20 protein-coding genes are annotated in these 18,413 nt (G+C 51.7%); 9 read left to right on the plus strand and 11 right to left on the minus strand.

Going from position 1 to position 18,413, the window contains the following annotated elements:
* Positions 1-9: 9 nt before the first annotated feature.
* Genes purD through B9Z46_RS08440 form a run of 8 tightly spaced genes read left to right on the plus strand, consistent with a single transcriptional unit; the run spans position 10 to position 6,079 of the window.
* A complete protein-coding gene (gene purD, locus B9Z46_RS08405; protein WP_108255541.1) occupies positions 10-1,305 on the plus strand; it encodes a phosphoribosylamine--glycine ligase in 1,296 nt (431 codons plus the stop codon).
* Complete coding sequence (locus tag B9Z46_RS08410) at positions 1,302-1,961, plus strand: 1-acyl-sn-glycerol-3-phosphate acyltransferase (RefSeq protein ID WP_158268414.1); 660 nt, start codon at positions 1,302-1,304, stop codon at positions 1,959-1,961. Before purD ends, B9Z46_RS08410 begins: the two co-directional genes overlap by 4 nt.
* 33 nt (positions 1,962-1,994) lie before the next feature.
* Positions 1,995-2,912, plus strand: a complete 918-nt coding sequence (gene hemF / locus B9Z46_RS08415; RefSeq protein WP_108255545.1) for an oxygen-dependent coproporphyrinogen oxidase — start codon at positions 1,995-1,997, stop codon at positions 2,910-2,912.
* A complete protein-coding gene (gene nadD, locus B9Z46_RS08420) occupies positions 2,909-3,505 on the plus strand; it encodes a nicotinate-nucleotide adenylyltransferase (RefSeq protein WP_108255854.1) in 597 nt (198 codons plus the stop codon). The genes hemF and nadD overlap by 4 nt, the downstream gene beginning before the upstream one ends.
* A complete protein-coding gene (rsfS, locus tag B9Z46_RS08425; RefSeq protein ID WP_108255548.1) occupies positions 3,502-4,185 on the plus strand; it encodes a ribosome silencing factor in 684 nt (227 codons plus the stop codon). Before nadD ends, rsfS begins: the two co-directional genes overlap by 4 nt.
* 5 nt (positions 4,186-4,190) lie before the next feature.
* Entirely contained in the window at positions 4,191-4,658 is a 468-nt protein-coding gene (gene rlmH / locus B9Z46_RS08430; protein ID WP_108255550.1) for a 23S rRNA (pseudouridine(1915)-N(3))-methyltransferase RlmH, read from the plus strand.
* 6 nt (positions 4,659-4,664) lie between these two features.
* Positions 4,665-5,255 (plus strand): nucleoside triphosphate pyrophosphatase, encoded by a 591-nt coding sequence (locus B9Z46_RS08435; RefSeq protein WP_108255552.1) that lies wholly within the window; start codon positions 4,665-4,667, stop codon positions 5,253-5,255.
* Positions 5,256-5,266: 11 nt separating this feature from the next.
* Entirely contained in the window at positions 5,267-6,079 is an 813-nt protein-coding gene (locus B9Z46_RS08440; protein WP_108255554.1) for a phytanoyl-CoA dioxygenase family protein, read from the plus strand.
* Here the strand turns inward: B9Z46_RS08440 and B9Z46_RS08445 are convergent.
* A complete protein-coding gene (locus B9Z46_RS08445) occupies positions 6,063-7,859 on the minus strand; it encodes a gamma-glutamyltransferase family protein (protein WP_108255556.1) in 1,797 nt (598 codons plus the stop codon). The two genes, B9Z46_RS08440 and B9Z46_RS08445, sit on opposite strands and share 17 nt — an antisense overlap.
* Positions 7,860-7,963: 104 nt before the next feature.
* On the opposite strand from B9Z46_RS08445, the gene B9Z46_RS15305 reads away from it, so the two are divergent.
* Positions 7,964-9,595: a rhodanese-related sulfurtransferase gene (locus B9Z46_RS15305; RefSeq protein WP_108255558.1), complete on the plus strand. Its 1,632-nt coding sequence runs from the start codon at positions 7,964-7,966 to the stop codon at positions 9,593-9,595.
* On the opposite strand, the gene B9Z46_RS08455 is transcribed toward B9Z46_RS15305, so the two are convergent.
* The 10 genes from B9Z46_RS08455 to B9Z46_RS08500 are packed head-to-tail and all read right to left on the minus strand — an operon-like array spanning position 9,547 to position 18,353.
* Positions 9,547-10,497: an alpha/beta fold hydrolase gene (locus B9Z46_RS08455; protein ID WP_108255560.1), complete on the minus strand. Its 951-nt coding sequence runs from the start codon at positions 10,495-10,497 to the stop codon at positions 9,547-9,549. The two genes, B9Z46_RS15305 and B9Z46_RS08455, sit on opposite strands and share 49 nt — an antisense overlap.
* A gap of 23 nt (positions 10,498-10,520) precedes the next feature.
* Positions 10,521-11,996: an NAD(P)/FAD-dependent oxidoreductase gene (locus B9Z46_RS08460; protein ID WP_108255562.1), complete on the minus strand. Its 1,476-nt coding sequence runs from the start codon at positions 11,994-11,996 to the stop codon at positions 10,521-10,523.
* A 3-nt stretch (positions 11,997-11,999) separates the two neighbouring features.
* On the minus strand, positions 12,000-12,707 hold the full coding sequence (locus B9Z46_RS08465) for a VOC family protein (protein ID WP_055360943.1): 708 nt from the start codon (positions 12,705-12,707) through the stop codon (positions 12,000-12,002).
* Entirely contained in the window at positions 12,707-13,747 is a 1,041-nt protein-coding gene (locus B9Z46_RS08470) for an L-idonate 5-dehydrogenase (protein WP_055360942.1), read from the minus strand. The genes B9Z46_RS08465 and B9Z46_RS08470 overlap by 1 nt, the downstream gene beginning before the upstream one ends.
* Before the next feature lie 34 nt (positions 13,748-13,781).
* Positions 13,782-14,552: a glucose 1-dehydrogenase gene (locus B9Z46_RS08475; protein ID WP_108255564.1), complete on the minus strand. Its 771-nt coding sequence runs from the start codon at positions 14,550-14,552 to the stop codon at positions 13,782-13,784.
* Between the two features lie 13 nt (positions 14,553-14,565).
* Positions 14,566-15,846, minus strand: a complete 1,281-nt coding sequence (locus B9Z46_RS08480) for a TRAP transporter large permease (RefSeq protein ID WP_055360940.1) — start codon at positions 15,844-15,846, stop codon at positions 14,566-14,568.
* Positions 15,843-16,382, minus strand: a complete 540-nt coding sequence (locus B9Z46_RS08485) for a TRAP transporter small permease (protein WP_055360939.1) — start codon at positions 16,380-16,382, stop codon at positions 15,843-15,845. Before B9Z46_RS08485 ends, B9Z46_RS08480 begins: the two co-directional genes overlap by 4 nt.
* Before the next feature lie 53 nt (positions 16,383-16,435).
* Positions 16,436-17,410: a TRAP transporter substrate-binding protein gene (locus tag B9Z46_RS08490; protein WP_055360938.1), complete on the minus strand. Its 975-nt coding sequence runs from the start codon at positions 17,408-17,410 to the stop codon at positions 16,436-16,438.
* Between the two features lie 38 nt (positions 17,411-17,448).
* Positions 17,449-17,787 carry a hypothetical protein gene (locus B9Z46_RS08495; RefSeq protein WP_055360937.1) on the minus strand — a complete coding sequence of 113 codons (339 nt, stop codon included), beginning with the start codon at positions 17,785-17,787 and terminating at the stop codon, positions 17,449-17,451.
* A gap of 23 nt (positions 17,788-17,810) precedes the next feature.
* The gene (locus B9Z46_RS08500) at positions 17,811-18,353 is read right to left on the minus strand and encodes a gluconokinase (protein ID WP_108255566.1); all 543 of its coding nucleotides are present in this window, start codon (positions 18,351-18,353) and stop codon (positions 17,811-17,813) included.
* Positions 18,354-18,413: the final 60 nt, after the last annotated feature.

The raw sequence follows: 18,413 nt of genomic DNA on the forward strand, positions 1-18,413 counted from the left end.
GCTTGATCGATGAAAGTATTGGTAATTGGCGGTGGCGGACGAGAACATGCCCTGGCCTGGAAGTTGTCGCAATCTGAGCGTATTCAAAAAGTTTATGTGGCCCCTGGTAATGGCGGCACAGCGCGTGACCCTAATTTGGTCGATGTCCCGATCACAGATGTGAAAGCTTTACGTGAATGGGCGCAGCAAGAGAAAATTGAACTGACAGTGGTTGGCCCCGAGGCCCCATTGGCAGCAGGTGTTGTTGATGAATTTCGTGCGCACGGCATGCGAATTTTTGGACCCACTCAGGCCGCTGCACAGTTGGAAAGCTCCAAGGCTTTTTCCAAAGCCTTCATGCATCGCCATGGCATCCCAACGGCCATCTACGAAACCTTCACCGACCCCGTTCAAGCCCATGCCTACATCGACAAAATGGGTGCCCCCATTGTGGTGAAGGCTGACGGTTTGGCAGCAGGCAAGGGCGTGGTGGTAGCCATGACGGCTGCTGAGGCGCACGAAGCCATTGACTTCATGCTGCTTGACAACCAATTGGGCGTGGTTCACAACGCCGGCGCCGACGGTGCTGCAGTGCCACGCGTTGTCATTGAAGAATTCTTGCAAGGGGAAGAAGCCAGCTTCATCGTGTTGTGTGATGGCCAAAACGTGGTGGCCTTGGCCACCAGCCAAGATCACAAACGGTTACTAGACCATGATGAAGGTCCCAACACCGGCGGTATGGGCGCATACTCGCCAGCGCCCGTCGTGACTGCACAAGTCCATGCGCGCGCCATGCGTGAAGTCATCATGCCCACCATCAAGGGCATGGAAAAAGATGGCATTCCCTACACAGGTTTCTTGTACGCAGGCTTGATGATCGATGCGCAAGGCATGCCCAAAACTTTGGAATTCAACTGCCGCATGGGAGATCCAGAAACACAACCGATCATGATGCGTTTGAAAACCGATTTGGTCGAGGTGATGTTGGCGGCAACGAGCGGTAAGCTCGACACCCTTGAGTTGGAGTGGGATCGCCGACCCGCTTTAGGTGTGGTGATGGCCGCTGCAGGTTACCCCATGAACCCGCGCAAAGGGGATGTAATCACGGGACTGCCCAAAGACGAGCCCGACGCGATGGTGTTCCATGCAGGCACGGCAGCAGTCAACGGTCAAACTGTCACTTCAGGTGGCCGTGTTTTGTGCGTCACTGTACTGGCCGATTCGGTCAAGCAAGCCCAGCAAAAAGCCTATGAGGTGGCCAAAGGTATTCACTTCGACGGACAACAGTACCGGAAGGACATTGGCTACAGGGCAATCAAATCGTGAGCGATTTAAATTCTCAAAATTTGCCTCAACCTGAAGTCATTTCAGGCCCATATCCCATTCAGTTCAAGGGACATGCTTGGGCCGCATGGTTGTTAAAACTGATTGGTTGGAAGGTTGATTTTCAAGGTTTGCCTGGTTTGCAAGGTATTGCCATCGTCTATCCGCACACCAGCAATTGGGATTTCCTCACGGCGATGTTGTGCAAATGGACCATAGGCTTGCCTGTTCATTTTTGGGGCAAAGACTCATTGTTCAAATACCCTTTGTTTGGTCGCTGGTTAAAGTGGATTGGCGGTTTGCCCATTGACAGATCCTCTTCAAGAGGCGTTGTGGGGGCCATGACAGAAGTGTTTGCGGAGCACCAACGCGCTGGAAAATTCTTGTGGTTAGGTCTTTCGCCAGAAGGTACTCGAAAGAAAACAGAGGGTTGGCGAAGTGGCTTTTATCAATTGGCCGTTGCCACGAATTTGCCGTTGGCTGTTGTGCGCTTTGATTACGGTAACAAAGTGTTGAAGTTTGAAGGTTTTATCAAACTCACAGGCAATGTTGAGGTGGATTACGCATGCATTCAAAAAATGTACGAAGGTGTTGAAGGCTTTCACATTGACCAAGCGGCGCCCATTCGGCCATTGCCAACCAAAGAAGTTAAAAAGTAAAAGATGCCTCAGGCATTCAGAGAAAGTCACCCCATGGACCTGCATCAAGCTCAAACTGTTCGAGACTACTTGATTCAGTTGCAAGCCAACATCACGCGGGCCTTGCACGATGTGGACGGCACAGACTTTGTGGTGGACCCCTGGCGCAAGCCTGAAGGGGAAATGCTTCAAGGTGATGGCATCACTCAAATCCTAGAGGGTGGCCCGGTGTTTGAACGCGCCGGTTGTGGTTTTTCTCATGTGAGTGGCCCCAAGTTGCCACCATCCGCCACACAACATCGCCCAGAGCTGTCGGGTGCACCTTTTGAAGCCATGGGCGTTTCCTTGGTTTTTCATCCCCGCAATCCTTATGTGCCCACCGTGCACATGAACGTGCGCATGATTGTGGCCAAACCAGAAGGGAAAGAGCCCGTTGCTTGGTTTGGCGGTGGCATGGACCTCACGCCTTATTATGGTTTTGTAGAAGATGCCGTGCATTTCCATCAGGTTTGTAAAGACGCTGTTGCCCCCTATGGGCCTGATTTACATCCGCGCTTTAAAAAATGGTGCGATGACTATTTCTTCTTGAAGCATCGCAATGAAGCTCGCGGCGTCGGTGGCATTTTTTACGATGATTTTTCCGAACTTGGTTTCGAAAAAGGCTTTGCGATGATGCAAGACGTGGGCAACGGGTTGCTTAAAGCCTACATGCCCCTTGTGATGCGTCGCAAAGATACGCCCTATGGTGAGCGAGAAAGAGCCTTCCAGTTGTATCGGCGCGGTCGGTATGTTGAGTTCAATTTGGTGTGGGACCGTGGCACACATTTTGGTTTGCAATCAGGCGGACGAACGGAATCAATTTTGTTGTCTATGCCGGCTTTGGTCAGTTGGTCATACAACCGGGTCGATGCCCCGGATTCTGACGAGGCCCAATTGACCGCTCACTTCTTGAAGCCAAAGGATTGGGTTTGAAGCCACAACGCATTGGCATTTTGGGTGGGGCGTTTGACCCGCCGCACGTTGCCCATGTGGCCATGGCAGAGGCTGCCTTGGCGCAATTCCAGTTAGACGCACTGCTCATTATTCCAACGGGTGATGCATGGCACAAGGCGCGCGATTTAAGCAGTGGGTCGCACCGTGCCGAGATGGCGAAGTTGGCGTTTGGCCATTTGCCGGGTGTCACCATCAATGACATGGAATTGGCGCGTCAGGGTCCCAGCTACACCGTCGACACACTTAGAAGCTTGGCTTTGCAATACCCCGGTGCAGAATTTTTCTTATTTATCGGGGAAGATCAGGGCAAAGCCTTGGGAACATGGCGTGAAATCGAAGAAATTTCGAGGCGGGCTATAATTTGCGTTGCTGAACGTGAGATGCCTAGCCCGCTAGGCCCAGACGTTCCCAGCCATGACATCCCCACACAAGTCTTGAAATTACCCCATTTGCCTCACAGTGCAACGGAAGTTCGAGCACGGGTGGCCCATGGTCAACCCATCGACGCACTGGTTCCCAAGACCGTTGCGCTGTATATTTACCGCCATCACCTTTACCAGCCTGCACGATGACTGACACTTCTGCCAAAAAAGACACCCAAAAACTCCAGCGCGCCATTGTGGATGCATTGGAAGATGTGAAAGCGCAAGAGATTGTGGTCTTTGACACAGAACACATGTCACCCTTGTTTGAGCGCGTCATCATTGCGTCTGGTACTTCAAATCGCCAAACCAAAGCCCTTGCAGCCAGTGTTCGCGATAAAGTGCGCGAAGCCGGCTATCCCAAACCGCGCATTGAAGGTGAAGACAACGGCGAGTGGATCATTGTGGATTGCGGCAGCGCCGTTGCTCACATCATGCAGCCCACCATTCGTTCTTATTACAATCTCGAAGAAATTTGGGGTGACAAACCAGTGCGTTTGAAACTGGGCGCTCCCAAGCCTGCTGAACCTGTTCGCAAGCCTGTTGCCAAAAAGAAGGCCAACGTCAGCGCAGGTCGCACGCCAACACGTCGCGATTCAGTGCCTGTGGGTCCGATGGGCTCCGAAGCCCTCAAACCTACCCGCAAAGCGCCAGCCAAAGCGCCCACCAAGGCCTCAACTAAGGCCCCAACTAAAGCGCCCAGCAAATCGGTAGCCAAGCCAGCTACAAAGTCAGCCAAACCTGCAGCAAAGACAAGTGCTAAGCCAGCAAGCAAATCTGTCGGCAAACCAGCCGCCAAAGCCGCAGGCAAGGCCAAGCCAAAGTCCTAAAGCCCATGAGGCTGCTGATTGTGGCAGTAGGGCAGCGTGTCCCCGATTGGGCTCAGGCTGCTTGGGATGATTACGTCAAGCGTTTTCCACCCGAAATCAAAGTGGAGCTCAAAGCGGTCAAAACCGAGCCTCGCGGCTCTAAGACCTACGAAACCTTGGTGGCTGCTGAACGCCAGCGCATTGAAGCTGTCATCCCTCGTGGCACTCGCATTGTGGTGCTAGACGAGCGAGGAACCTCGTTGCGGACTTTGGCCTTGGCCCAAAGGCTGAAAGATTGGCAGTTAAGCGGTGACGATGTGGCGCTGATCATTGGCGGCCCCGATGGTCTTGAGCCTGCGTTTCGCGACGCGGCCCACGAGCGCATTCGTTTGTCCGATTTGACCTTGCCCCACGCAATGGCGCGTGTGTTGTTGATTGAACAGTTGTACCGTGCATGGTCAGTCAACGCCAATCACCCTTATCACCGTGAGTAAGACGGCGTGAAAAATTTTGTCTATTTGGCCTCGCAAAGCCCACGCCGCAGGCAGTTGCTTGAGCAAATTGGCGTGAACTATGAATTGCTGTTGCCAACGCCTGAGGAGGATGCTGAAGCCTTGGAGCAGGTCTTGCCTGGCGAAGCACCTTTGACGTATGTGCAGCGAGTGACGCTTCTCAAGCTTGAGGCTGCCATGACCCGATTGAAAACGCGTAGCTTGGCAAAAGCACCTGTGATCTGCGCTGACACCACCGTTGCCTTGGGGCGGGAGATATTGGGCAAACCAAACAACGCGCAAGATGCTCTGCGGATGTTGAAAAAACTTTCAGGCAAAACCCACCGCGTACTCACCGCCGTTGCGATTGGCAAGGGAACCCAAAGGGTGTCTGCGGTGTCTATTTCCAGTGTCACATTTGCACACATGTCTCTGACTGAAATGAAAGCCTATGTGGCCAGTGGCGAACCCATGGGCAAGGCCGGCGCGTATGGTGTACAAGGTTTGGCAGCCAAGCACATTGCGGTCATCAAGGGCTCGTACACAGGCATCATGGGATTGCCTGTGTTTGAGACTGCAGAACTGCTCAAACAAATTTAAGCGGGGTGGCCATGTCGCGTACTTTGATGCTCTCTTCTCAGACTGTTCAAGACTATGCCCAATTGGGTGCAGTGGTCTTAAGAGGTGTCTTGAATGCAGAGGAGCTTCAAACGCTAGAACAGGGTATTGAGCACAACTTGTCACACCTCAGCCCCTTAGCTCAAGTGGCCAGTCGTGCAGACGATCCAGGCCGATTCATTGAAGACTTTTGTACTTGGCAATCCAATGCGGCTTATGAAAAAATTCTGCGCGATTCAGCCTTGCCGCATATCGCTGCCCAGTTGATGCAGTCGCAAACCGTGCGCGTTTATCACGACCATTTGTTGGTCAAGGAGCCTGGCACCAAGCAGCCCACACCCTGGCATCAAGACCAACCGTATTACAACGTCAGCGGCCGACAGAACGTGAGTTTTTGGATTCCTGTGGATCCTGTATCAGAGGCCAGTACCTTGCGATTTGTCGCCAAGTCACACCTAGGAACCTGGTACATGCCTCGTACATTCCGTGACCAGCAGGCCAAATGGTTTCCTGAAGGTAGCTTGGCTGAATTACCACCGATCGATGCTGAACCGCATCATTACACACAGTTGGCGTGGTCTTTGGATCCCGGCGATTGTGTTGCATTCCAGATGCTGGCCTTGCATGCGTCCAATGGCGTGGGCCCAGCAGAGCGACGCAGGGTTTTTTCGGCTCGTTACCTGGGTGACGACACGCGCCATGCAGTGCGCCATTGGCGCACTTCACCCCCTTTTGAAGGTTTGGCGGAGCGTTTGCCCGAGGGGGCCGAAATGAACGATCCTTTGTTTCCTAAGGTGTGGGGTTAAAGCCCCAGGCCACACCATCGCGGCGAGGATCTGCCGCTCCGATCCAGCCAGTGCCTGAACGCTTGAGGAACCCCATGCCGCTGTTCATGGGAACGACTTCCACCTGATGTCCTTTGGCTTGCAATGCTTCGGCCAACTGAGCCGCTGCCGTGCCTTTTTCCAGTTGCACCCTTTGAGGGATGGCCGTGGACACATGCCCTTGTGAAAGCGCTTCCACAGGTGATTGGTCCAAGGCCAGCATGCGAATCAAATTGGTCGTGACATAGTCCACAATTTGACCGCCACCGGCAGAGCCACCCAGAGTGACCAACTGGCCTTTGTCGTCAAAAACCATCACAGGCGCCATGGACGTGACGGGTCGTTTGCCAGCTTCCATCTTGTTGGGCGAAATTTCACCTGGTTTGGGATTGGTGACGAAGTTGGTCATGGCGTTGTTCAGGCTGTAACCTTGTGTCAGCAGACGCGAACCAAAATTGAGGTTGTTGGTGGTGGTCATGGTGACTGCATTGCCTGCAGCATCGACAACAGCCAACTGACTGGTGGCATCAGAACTAGGCGCTGCAGGTGTGACGTTGCTCAATACGACTTGCGAAGCCGCAACGGGCTGTCCAGCAGGGTAGTTGGGCAGTGTTCGTTCTTGAATGAGCTGCGCACGCTGCTGGGCATAGTTGTTGGCAACCAAAGCCGTGGCAGGCACTTGAAAAAAGCCTGGATCGGCGATGTAGCGTTGACGATCACTTTGCGCCAGTTTGCCGGCTTCAGCGTAGAAGTGAGCAAACTCTGGCTGGTTGAAATTGAAACCTTGGGCAGTTTTGGCTTCGAGCATTTGAAGCATCTGCAGGACCACGACACCCCCAAAAGAAGGCGGTGCCATCACGCAGACAGTAAAGCGAAGGTAGGGGCTGCACAAAGCTTGTCTTTCTTCTACTTTGTAATTTTTCAAATCGTCCAAAGTGATCAGGGATGCCCTGTAACCTTTCTGAATAGTTGTCATGAAGGCGGCGCCTTGTTCGCCCGTCCAGACTGCAGAGGGCCCTTGCGCAGCAATTTTTTGAAGAATTTGTGCGTAGGCCTCGTTCACGATGGGGGTGCCAATGGCTTTGACTTTTTGCTTTTCGTCAAAATACAAATTCAAAAGTTCTGGATGTGCTTCTGCCGATAGAGGCGCTGCCAAAATTTGGTGCATGTAGGCGGGCATTGGAAAGCCCTTGGTGGCCACTTCAATGGCCGGCACAAACAAACTGGCCCAAGACAGCTTCCCGTATTGAGCGTGGACTTTGGCCAACAAGGGCAAGGTGCCGGGAACGCCAGCACTTCTGCCGCCGCGAGACAGTTGTGCGTAGGGTAGTTTGCTGCCATCCACATCGGTGGTCAGTGAGTCAGTGACTTTTTGAGGGGCCGCTGCCAACCCATCGAAACTGGTCAGGTTTTTTTTCTCTGCATGCCAGTGCATGAAAAAGCTGCCACCGCCTAGTCCCGACGATTGAGGTTCTACCAAGCCCAGCATCAGTTGCGCTGCAATGGCTGCATCCGTGGCACTGCCGCCTTGTTTCAACATTTTCAGAGCAGCTTCTGTTGCCAATGGATGGGCTGTGGTGGCGGCAACAAAGGCCTTGCTTTGGGTGAGATCAAGGTAGGTCTCTTGCGCAAAGAGGCTCAGACTTGAAACAGTCAAGCCAAAGCACAGGCTGACTTTAAGAAGGACTGCTTGCCATGTTTTGCCTGCAGTTGCTTTGATCAAAATCAAACGGAGTGGGGTGAGGAAGCCTAGACGTTTCATACTGCGAAGTCTGCTTGGGGTTACTGCTGAAATGAGCCCAATGATTTTGCGAGTTCCTAGCGATTGTGGCAATTGGGGTATGCCAGTGCGTGCAAAATACAGGCATGCGCACCGATTTATCTACCCCTGTTTATCTCACTGCTGCTTTTTATAAATTTGTTGATCTGCCAAATTTTGAAGATCGACGTGCCCCTCTGCTGGCCTTTTGTGAGGCACACAATGTCAAGGGGCTAATTTTGTTAGCGCGTGAGGGCATCAACAGCACCATTGCCGGTGCACCCGCCGACGTGCATGCTGTGTTGGCGTATTTGAGAGCCGATCCTTTGTTGGCAGATTTAGAGCACAAAGAGTCCTTTGCTGACAAGCCACCTTTTCACCGCATGAAGGTGCGCCTTAAAAAAGAAATTGTCACCTTGGGTGTCCCAGGCATCAGTCCCACGCACCGTGTCGGTCAATACGTGAAACCCAAAGACTGGAATGCACTGATTTCTTCCCCCGATGTGGTGGTGGTCGACACACGCAACGATTACGAGGTAGAGATTGGCACTTTCAAAGGGGCACTCGATCCCAATATCCAGAGTTTTTCGCAACTGCCAAATTGGGTTCAGCAGGCCAAGGAATTGGAAGCGCGCAATGGCAAGAAGCCCAGAGTGGCCATGTTTTGCACAGGCGGCATTCGCTGCGAGAAATCAACCTCATTGATGCTAGAACAGGGCTTTGAGGAGGTCTTCCATTTGCAAGGCGGAATTTTGAAATACCTTGAAGAAGTTCCACCGGAGCAAAGTTTGTGGGAGGGGGAGTGCTTTGTATTTGATGAGCGCGTGTCTGTCGGTCATGGCTTGAAGCCTGGACCCCATGAACTCTGCCGTTGCTGCCGCGAGCCTTTGCCTGCGGGTGCCAAAGCCTCACCCTTGTTTGAGTTGGGCGTCAGTTGCCCACGATGCCATGGCCAAACCAGCGAGGTTCAAAAGAACAGTGCACGGGAACGCCAAAAGCAATGGGAAATTGCCAAAGCCCGTCATATCAATCACATTGGTACGCCTCAACGTCAAGAAAAGGTGGCTGCTTTGTTGCCTCAAGATGCGCCAATTTTGTATTCCTTCCGCCGTTGCCCTTATGCCATGAGGGCCCGCATGGCTTTGCTGGCCAGTGGGATTCGATGTGAGATGCGTGAAATTGCGTTGTCGCAAAAACCCGAAAGCATGTTGGCTGTGTCACCCAAAGGGACCGTGCCTGTGCTGGTGTTGAAAGACAAAGTGATGGAAGAAAGCTTGGACATCATGCATTGGGCACTGGCGCAAAGTGATCCCGAGCGATGGTCAACCGAAGGACAGTCCAACGATGCCCTTGCACAAGAATGGGTTCGTTCATGCGATGACGAATTTAAGAAAAATTTAGACCGTTACAAATACCCCAACCGATATGCGCTGACTGACGGTTTGGCGCATCGAGAAATGGGTTCAAATTTCTTGATGAAATTGAATGCGCAACTGGAAAAATCGTCCTACGTGATGGGTGATCAATGGTGCTGGGTGGATGCAGCCATTGCGCCGTTTGTGAGGCAATTTGCACGAACAGACCGAGACTGGTTTGATGCCCAGGCTTGGTCGGCGCTGAAAATTTGGTTGGAAAACTTTGAGCAATCACCTGCTTATATAGAAGTGATGCACAAATACAAAGTTTGGCATCAAGGCGCTAAGCCTGTTGCTTTTCCTGCCACGCCGGCAATGAATTGACAGGTGACCTCAGCTTGCGTCACTGGCAGCATGTGACCGCCATTGATCAGGGTGAGCTGCGTGCCAGGTAGGCGCTGAGCTAAGTCTTCGCCATTGAGCTTGGCGCTCAGAATGCGGTCTTCACGTCCATACAGAACGTGAACAGGTGTGGTCATGCTGGCATAGGCTGCTTCGATGTTGGGCATGCATGCTTTCACCTGCTGTAGGTCACTGGATGCCGTGATGAATGTTTGGGGCTTGAGCGCCAAAATGCCACCGCCTCGAATGGCGAAGTCTGCTGGGGCCTTTTCAGGGCCGAAGATGAACTTCAAACTGGTGGACATTCTGAAAAGTGTGCCAGGCACTGCAAATGTCCAGCCGATCAATTTGCGAAGCACAGGCGATGGAATATCAAGCGGCTTGAAAACAGGTGCTGGGCTCTCAGGTTGGCGGGTGAGGGGCGCAATGAGTGCCAGTGCTTTGATGCGTGACGGATGGCGTTGCGCCGCTGTCAAAGAAATAGCACCGCCCAAAGAGTGACCTACAAAAACAGCCGATTCAATTTTTAAATGGTCCAGCAATTCAATCAAAGTATCAGCTTGCGCCTCCAGACTGGCGTCTGCATGGGCATTGCGTTTTGAGTAACCACAGCCAGGACGGTCCACTGCGATGACGCGATACTGCGCAGACAATGGCTTGGAGACGCCATAGGTGAAATTGTGAAAATTGCCGGCAAGGCCATGCACAAGCACAACAGCTGGGCCTTGACCTTCATCAAGGTAATGAAGCATCCCTTGACTCAGCTTGGCAAACTGCCCAGCAGGCGGTAAAAATTGTTCTGCTTTTTTGTTTGAAAAGCTGGCAAACAGAACCAAACCCAGCATGCTCATGAAGAACAAAAATAGAAGCCATAAAACTAGCATTTCAAATACCTCGGGTGCTCACATTAACTGAACTTCATGACGCCATCGTTCAGACGGCCATATTTGATCAAGAGGATGTCTTTTAAATAATTTTGATTCAATTGCCAAGGTGCTTTGGTGCCTTGCTTCGGCAGCACATTGCGTGCACGTTGCACGTAGCCAGAAGTAAACGACAAGTAGTCGGCTTCTTGAATGCTGGGGTCTTTCAGCGGAATTGCTTTTTTGTAACCGTGCTTGTTCATGTAATTGAGCAGGCGGCAGGTGTACAAGGCCGTTAAGTCAGCTTTCAAAGTCCAGGATGCATTGGTATAGCCAAAGGTCATGATGGCATTGGGCAAGCCCGACAGCCACATGCCGCGATAGGCCATTTGTTCAGAAGCCTTGAAGGGCAAACCATCGACTTGAATTTGAATGTCACCCAAAATGTTCAAGGACAAACCTGTGGCAGACACAATGATGTCTGCTTCTAATGTTTTTCCGCTGCTCAATTGAATGCCATTGGGCAAAATGCTTTGAATGGTGTCCGTCACCACGCTGGCTTTGCCATGTCTGATTTGCCGGAACAAATCGCCATCTGGCACAACACACAAGCGCTCGTCCCAAGGTTTGTATTTGGGTGAAAAATGTTGGGCGGTTTGATCAGAGCGCAATTGCCGAGCTGCCATTTTGACCAAATAACGTTTTACAAACTCAGGTCGCCGGCGCGCCAATTGGTAGGTCAACATGCCCATGACCACGTTTTTCGTTCGTGTGATTTGATAGGCCAACTTTGCTGGAAAGTACTTTTGCAACCACAAAGACATCGTGTCTTCGCCGGGCCGGGCAATCACATAGGTGGGAGATCTTTGCAGCATGGTGACATGTGCTGCAGTCTTGGCCATTTCGGGTACCAAGGTGACTGCAGTGGCACCGCTGCCAATGACCACCACTTTTTGATCGGCGTAGTTCAGGTGATCGGGCCAGAACTGTGGATGCACCCATTTGCCTTGAAAAGATGCGTGACCAGGAAAGTCGGGTTGATGACCGTTTTTGTAGCTGTAGTAACCACAACAAAAGTACAGGAAGCGCGCTTTGAAAATCACCGGTTCAGAAACCTGAGATTTATTAGCGGTGACTGTCCAACATGCATCTGCCGTGGACCAGCTGGCTTGCGTCACGGCGTGTCCGTGCTTGATGTGTTGTGTGATGCCGTTTTCGTCGGCGGTTTCTTGGATGTACTGTCGAATGGTTTTGCCATCTGCGATGGACTTGTGATCAACCCAAGGCTTGAAAGCGTAGCCTAGGGTGTACATGTCGGAGTCAGAGCGAATACCAGGGTACTTGAATAAATCCCAAGTACCCCCGATGGCTTCGCGTGCTTCTAGGATGCACCAATGGGTTTGGGGGCAATGCATTTGTAGATGTCTTGCAGCACCAATGCCCGATAAACCAGCGCCCACAATGAGGACATCCATGATGGCTGACTCGCCGCCAGACTGACCCTGTTGCGAGTGTGGCATGGTTTAGATTCCTAGGCTTTCTAAGGTGACCAAGCCCTTGGGCGTTTGCAAAGTGGCAACTATGTTTGCGGGGCCTTCAGCAACACTGATGTTGGCAAGCCCAATTGCATCATAAGCATCTTGTAATTTGCCAGCGCTTGCATGCTGAACCGATAAGCTCTTCAGCGAAATGCCAGAGCGAGGTAAATGATTGCGTGGATGCAACTTCATGGGATCAGCAGCCTCAGGCTTGCCCCATTGAATGAGTGTGGGCAGGGTGCCGTTGAACAAACGCTCGCCATCTGGGCGTACCGTAATTTGCCACTGCAGCAAGCCTTTCGGCGTCTTGCGGCTGGCGTGAATGATGGGGCCGCGATCAATGCTTTGTGCCTTCCAAGCATGACGCGCATCTTGGATGTTCTCGGTGTTGGCCACAAAGTGAATGAGCCTGGGCGATTTGATCAACTCAGCTTGAAGCGCTTTGTTGTCTAAATCAAACCATCTGGTAGGAGGTGGTTTTTTTTCGATGACGGCATCTGGGTTGATGGCGATGATTTCGAAATATGCCACTGGAAAAGTGGGCGTGGCGATTTTGAACAATCGATTGTGCGTGCCGTACTTTTCGTGCTCACCACCCGCTGCCGGTGTGATACCTAAAACGGATTCACACCATTCAACACCTTGTTGCAAGCTGTGGGCTGCAAGCACCAAATGGTCAATTTGGCTTTTCATCAAACGACTTCGAAGTCGATTTGAACTTTCAAGGATTGCGATTTGTCGCAAGCCAGTTCAAAGGCATCCACCGCTTTGTCCATGGGCAAGATGCCCGTGATCACAGGTTTGCCATTGATCAAACCTGAATTGAGGAATTGAACGGCATTGGCAAACTCTGCATGGAATCGGAAGGTACCGCGCAGGTCCACCTCTTTGGCAACCAGTTGGGTCATTGGAATGCTCATGTCGCCACCCATGCCCACAGAGACCAACACGCCGCGCGGCATGATGACATCCAGACCCGCACGCAAAGCGGGTTCACTGCCAGAGGCTTCAAAGACAGCTTCAAACTGGCCTTTGTCAACTTTGTATTTTTCGAGCAACTCAGGTTGCGTCTTGAGGTTGATGGTTTCATCGGCACCCATCTCTTGAGCGCACTTCAAGGGCAGGTCGGCAATGTCGGCGGCCACAATGCGGGCCGCTCCTGCACGACGCAATGCGCCGATCAGCAAGGATCCAATGGGGCCGCAGCCAGAGACAAACACTTGCTTGCCCAACACGCCGCCAGCACGTTGGATGGCGTGCAAGCCAACAGACAAGGGCTCGGCCAAGGCAGCCTCCGAAAGGCTAAGGTGTGCACCGATGGGATGCGCTTGATAGCCTTCGATGATGAGCTGCTCAGCAAATGCACCTTGAATGTGGGGGAAGGGCATGGCGCTGCCAAAGAAGCGCATGTGGAGGCAATGGTTTTGCTGACCCAATTGGCAGTAGCGGCATGAACCGCAAGGTCGCGACGGAGAAATGGCAATGCGTTGACCGACGGCCAGATGCTTCACGTTGGCACCCAGGCCATCCACCACGCCTGAAATTTCGTGGCCTAAGGCCATCGGCTGCTTGATGCGAACCGTGCCAAAACCACCGTGTTGGTAGTAATGCAAATCGGAACCACAAATACCACCAAAGGCAACTTTGACGCGAACTTGGTCCGGCCCCATGGCGGGCAGTTCAGTGGTTTCAATTCTTAAATCTTTGGCGGAGTGGCAGATCAGTGCGCGCATAGGAGAGCCTTATGGGGAATCTTCGTTTCAATGCTTAGAGTGTAGCCGTGACACCGCCATCCACGTACAGGATGTGGCCATTGACAAACTTGGAGGCATCGCTGGCCAAAAAGACGGCTGCGCCGCCTAAATCCTCAACATCGCCCCAACGTCTGCTGGGTGTGCGTCCTACCAGCCAAGAGGAAAACTGCGGGTCGTCCACTAGTTTTTGGTTCAGTTCTGTTTTGAAATAGCCTGGGCCGATGCCATTGACCTGAATGCCAAATTGTCCCCAATCAATGGCCATGCCTTTGGTGAACATTTTGACGGCACCTTTGGAGGCCGTGTATGGCGCAATGCCTGGACGACCTAATTCACTTTGGACGGAGCAGATGTTGATGATCTTGCCGCGACCACGCGGAATCATCTTTTGGGCCACCGTTTTGCCCACGTAGTAAACACTGTCGAGGTTGGTTCGCATGAGCGTGTGCCAATCTTCGTCCTTGTATTCATGCAAGGGTCCTCGAATTTGCATGCCGGCGTTGTTGACCAAAATGTCGATGGCACCCAATTGAGCTTCAATGTCATTCACAGCTGTGGTGACGGATTTGGCATCGGTGACGTCAAATACGAACTCGCTGACATTCAAGCCTTCGTCTTTGAGTGCTTGAGCTGCCGCCGAAACTTTCTCTGCATTGCGACCATTGATCACGACATGCGAACCTGCTTCACCCAATGCGCGTGCCAATGCAAAGCCAATCCCTGCGGAAGACCCTGTAATGAGGGCCAATTTGCCATTCAATTGAAATGTGCTGAGAACTGTCATAACTTCACTCTGTTTAACTCGATAACCATTTAAGCGGGCCCATCACCAAAATGGGGAAAGCAATCAAGAGACCCATGACCACGACTTGAGAGATCAAAAAGGGCATGACGCCCCGAATCACTTCATGCATGGGAATACGGCCAACGCCGCACACCACGTTGAGCACCGTACCTACCGGAGGGGTGAGCAAACCAATGGCGTTGTTGATGATGAACAACACGCCAAAGTAGACCGGATTGATGCCCGCTTCACGCACCAAGGGCATCAGCACTGGCGTCAAAATTAACACGGTGGGTGCAAAATCGAGCGCTGTCCCGACCACGAGCACCACTAGCATCAACATGATCATCAAGAGAGTGGGGTTGTCGATAAAAGGACGCAGCATTTCAACCACTTGGGCAGGAATGTTGGCGATGGTGATCAACCAAGCTGAAACCAAAGCTGCGGCTACCAAGAACATCACCACGGACGACGTTTTGGCGGCTGCCAAAATAATGCCGTACAAATCTTTAACTTTGATTTCGCGGTAAACAAACAAACCAATGAACAGCGAGTAAACCACGGCCACAACAGCCGCTTCGGTGGGCGTAAAGATACCCATCTTCATGCCGCCAATGATGGTGATGGCTAACAGGTAACACCAAAAAGCATCAATCGTGACGCGAACTTTTTCTTTCATGGCGACACGTTCAGACACTTTGACATTGTCTTTACGCGCCACGATCCACCAGGTCACGAGCAAGGCAACACCCATCAAGATGCCAGGAAAGATGCCCGCCATGAAAAGTTTGGAAATGGACACGCCACCAATCACACCAAACAAAATAAAGCCAATGGATGGGGGTATGACGGGGGCAATGATGCCGCCAGCGGCAATCAGACCTGCAGAGCGGTCCATGCGGTAGCCTGCCTCTCGCATCATGGGCATCAGCACTGCTGCCAAAGCGGCTGTATCAGCTACCGCAGAGCCAGACAAGCTGGCCATGATGATGGCCGCAAATACAGCTACATAGCCCAGCCCCCCTTTAAAATGCCCAACCCACACCAATGCTGAGTTGACAATGCGTCGGCTCATGCCGCCGGCATTCATCAATTCGCCAGCCAACATGAAGAAAGGGACGGCCATCAATGGAAAGTTGTCTGCACCATTGATTAAATTTTGTGACACGATTTGCGTGTCAAAGTTGTCCAAGTGCAGCATGAGCGCCACACCTGAAACGATCAGGGAGAAGGCCAGGGGCATGCCCAAAGCCATGGCAGCCAACAAAGAGCCAATGAATACTAAGACAGTCATTTGGCGCTCCCTTGCAAATGGGGTTTAGCGTCTTCTTCAGAGTCGGTGACTTGAATCAGGTCTGCTTCGTTGAAGTCGCCTTTGGCCAGTCTGACCAATTTGCCTACGATCATGAGGCCCATGGCAATACTGGTGATATAGCCTACACCGTAAACCCAGCTCATGGGCAATTCTGTCACGCCTGAGCGTGTGGTGGCATTGATACCGTGCTGTTTGAAAGTGCCGTAAAACATGAGAACACAGCAACCGAGCATCAGCAGATTCGAAATACCGAAAGCAATTTTTTTTCCGGTCAAACTGAGCTTTCGAACGACGGAATCTAGCCCCAAATGCGCATTGTCACGCATGGTCACAATGGCGCCCAAAAATGTAATCCAGATGAACAAAAATCGCGACAGTTCTTCAGAACTGATGATTCCGTCATTAAAGCCATAACGCAAAACCACATTGCCAAAAACCATGATGACCATGGCGGTCAACATGATGACCAAGGTGAACTCGGCGAGGCGAAAAAACAAGTCGTTGATTTTTTTCATAAGACACACATTGAAAAGCCCTCTTCAAGAGAAGAGGGCTTTTGGATCACACATTACTTCGTGTTTTCAATGGCTTGCAACAAAGCTGGGCCATTTTTTTCACCAAATGTTTTGGCAATTTCGGCAGACACAATTTTCTGGAAAGGTGCCATGTCGACGTTCTCAATGACTTGCATGCCAGATTTTTTCAGTTCTGCAACCACTTTGCCTGCATTGGCTGCATTCAAACCGCGTTGGTACTTGGCAGCTTCGCGAGCAGCTTCAACCACAATGGCTTGATAGTTGGCGGGCAAGGAATCGAATTTCCCTTTGTTCATGGCAACAATCAGGGGAGAGTAAACGTGGTTACTTACTGTCAAGTGCTTTTGAACTTCGTAAAATTTAGAAGACCAAGTGACGTTGATGGGGTGTTCTTGTGCGTCAAACGTACCTGTTTCCAAAGCGGTGTACAGCTCAGCAATCGGCATAGGTGAAGGATTCATACCCAAAAGTTTGAAGGCCTGAATGTGATAGGGGTTGGGGGTCGAGCGAATCTTCAAACCCTTCAAATCTTCAGGCTTGTTGACTGGACGTTTGTTGTTGGTGAAAGCACGCCAGCCGTTTTCCCAGTAGGCCAAGCCCTTCATGCCATGAGGTGCCAGTTCGTTCAAGACGCCAGTTCCCACAGCGCCATCCAGGACGGTGTAAGCATGTTGTGCGCTACGGAATACAAAGGGTAATTCCATGGCAGCTGTGTTGGGCACAATGCCGTTGTAGTTGGAGGCGCCGCTAGACACGATGTCGATGGTGCCACCGCGCACGCCGTTGATCATGGCAGCATCGTTGCCCAATTGATTGGCGGGGAAGATGGTGATTTCAACATCACCATTGGTGCGTTGCTTGACCAATTCGGCCAATTTGAGCGCTGCTGCGTGTTGGCCGTCTGTGGTGTTCACAGCGTGGCCCATTTTGAGGTTGAACTTGGCTGCAAATGCGGCCGAGCCCATGCTGGCGATCAAGCAGGCAATGAGAATGCGAGAAATTTTCATGGTTGAGTCTCCTGTGGTTTTAACGTGGGTGAAAAAAATCAATCGGTGGGCAGTGCATATTCGTCAGCACTGAATACCGTGTGAAAAACATTGCCATCAAACATGGCAATCAAATCTTTAGAAACTTCGCGGCTCTTTAATCGAACTTCAGAAGCCAATGCAACTTCAATCGACTCCCGCGTGGGGTAACGAACTGAGAGCACCATGCCAAAGTGAGGATCTGTGACATCACTTTCAACTTGACGCAAAACGCGGACTTCTTGAGCGCCAGGAAAGCGAGTCCATAAGGGGACCAGTTCTTTTCGGATGTAGTCATTGAAGGCTTGTTCTTTGCCCGGTTTGACATTGCCTTGAAAAAATGCGCATCGAATGAACATGGGAATCCTATGTGGTTTAAAAATTAGGTCAGCACATTGAGTGTTGAAGCGCGCAAAGCGTGAAGGGCTTGCTCAAGTATTTGGGAGACAGGTTGATCGATGTCGAGTGTGATGACATCTTTTTCATCTGCTGTCGGTTTTTGCAGTGTTTGCAATTGACTGTCTAGCAAGCCTGCTTGCATGTAGTGCCCCACGCGTTGCTGCATGCGTTGTCGAATCAGATCTGGATGGCCATCTAAAAATAAAAACACCACAGGCCCAGCATGATCTCGAATGCGATCCCGGTAAATGCGTTTGAGCGCCGAGCAGGCCACAATGCCGCCTGTTCCTGTTGGGTCGCCACTGCCTGTTAAGTAGTCTGCAATGCGATCAAGCCAAGGCCAACGGTCTTCATCTTGCAGTGCAATGCCCGCACTCATTTTGGCAACGCTTTCTGGCAGGTGAAGCTCGTCTCCGTCTTTCATTCGCAGTTGCAATGCGTCGCTAAGGCTGTGCGCTAAGGTTGATTTTCCAGAGCCAGACACGCCCATCACAATGATTCTCAGTGTTTGATCTTCAGATGACATGAGATTTTGAGTTTGAAGAGTGCCAGCTTGGACAGCGCTGTCCTAATATGTAAAAAAAGA

It is taken from the genome of Limnohabitans sp. Hippo4 (genome assembly GCF_003063605.1).
Classification (GTDB): domain Bacteria; phylum Pseudomonadota; class Gammaproteobacteria; order Burkholderiales; family Burkholderiaceae_C; genus Limnohabitans_A.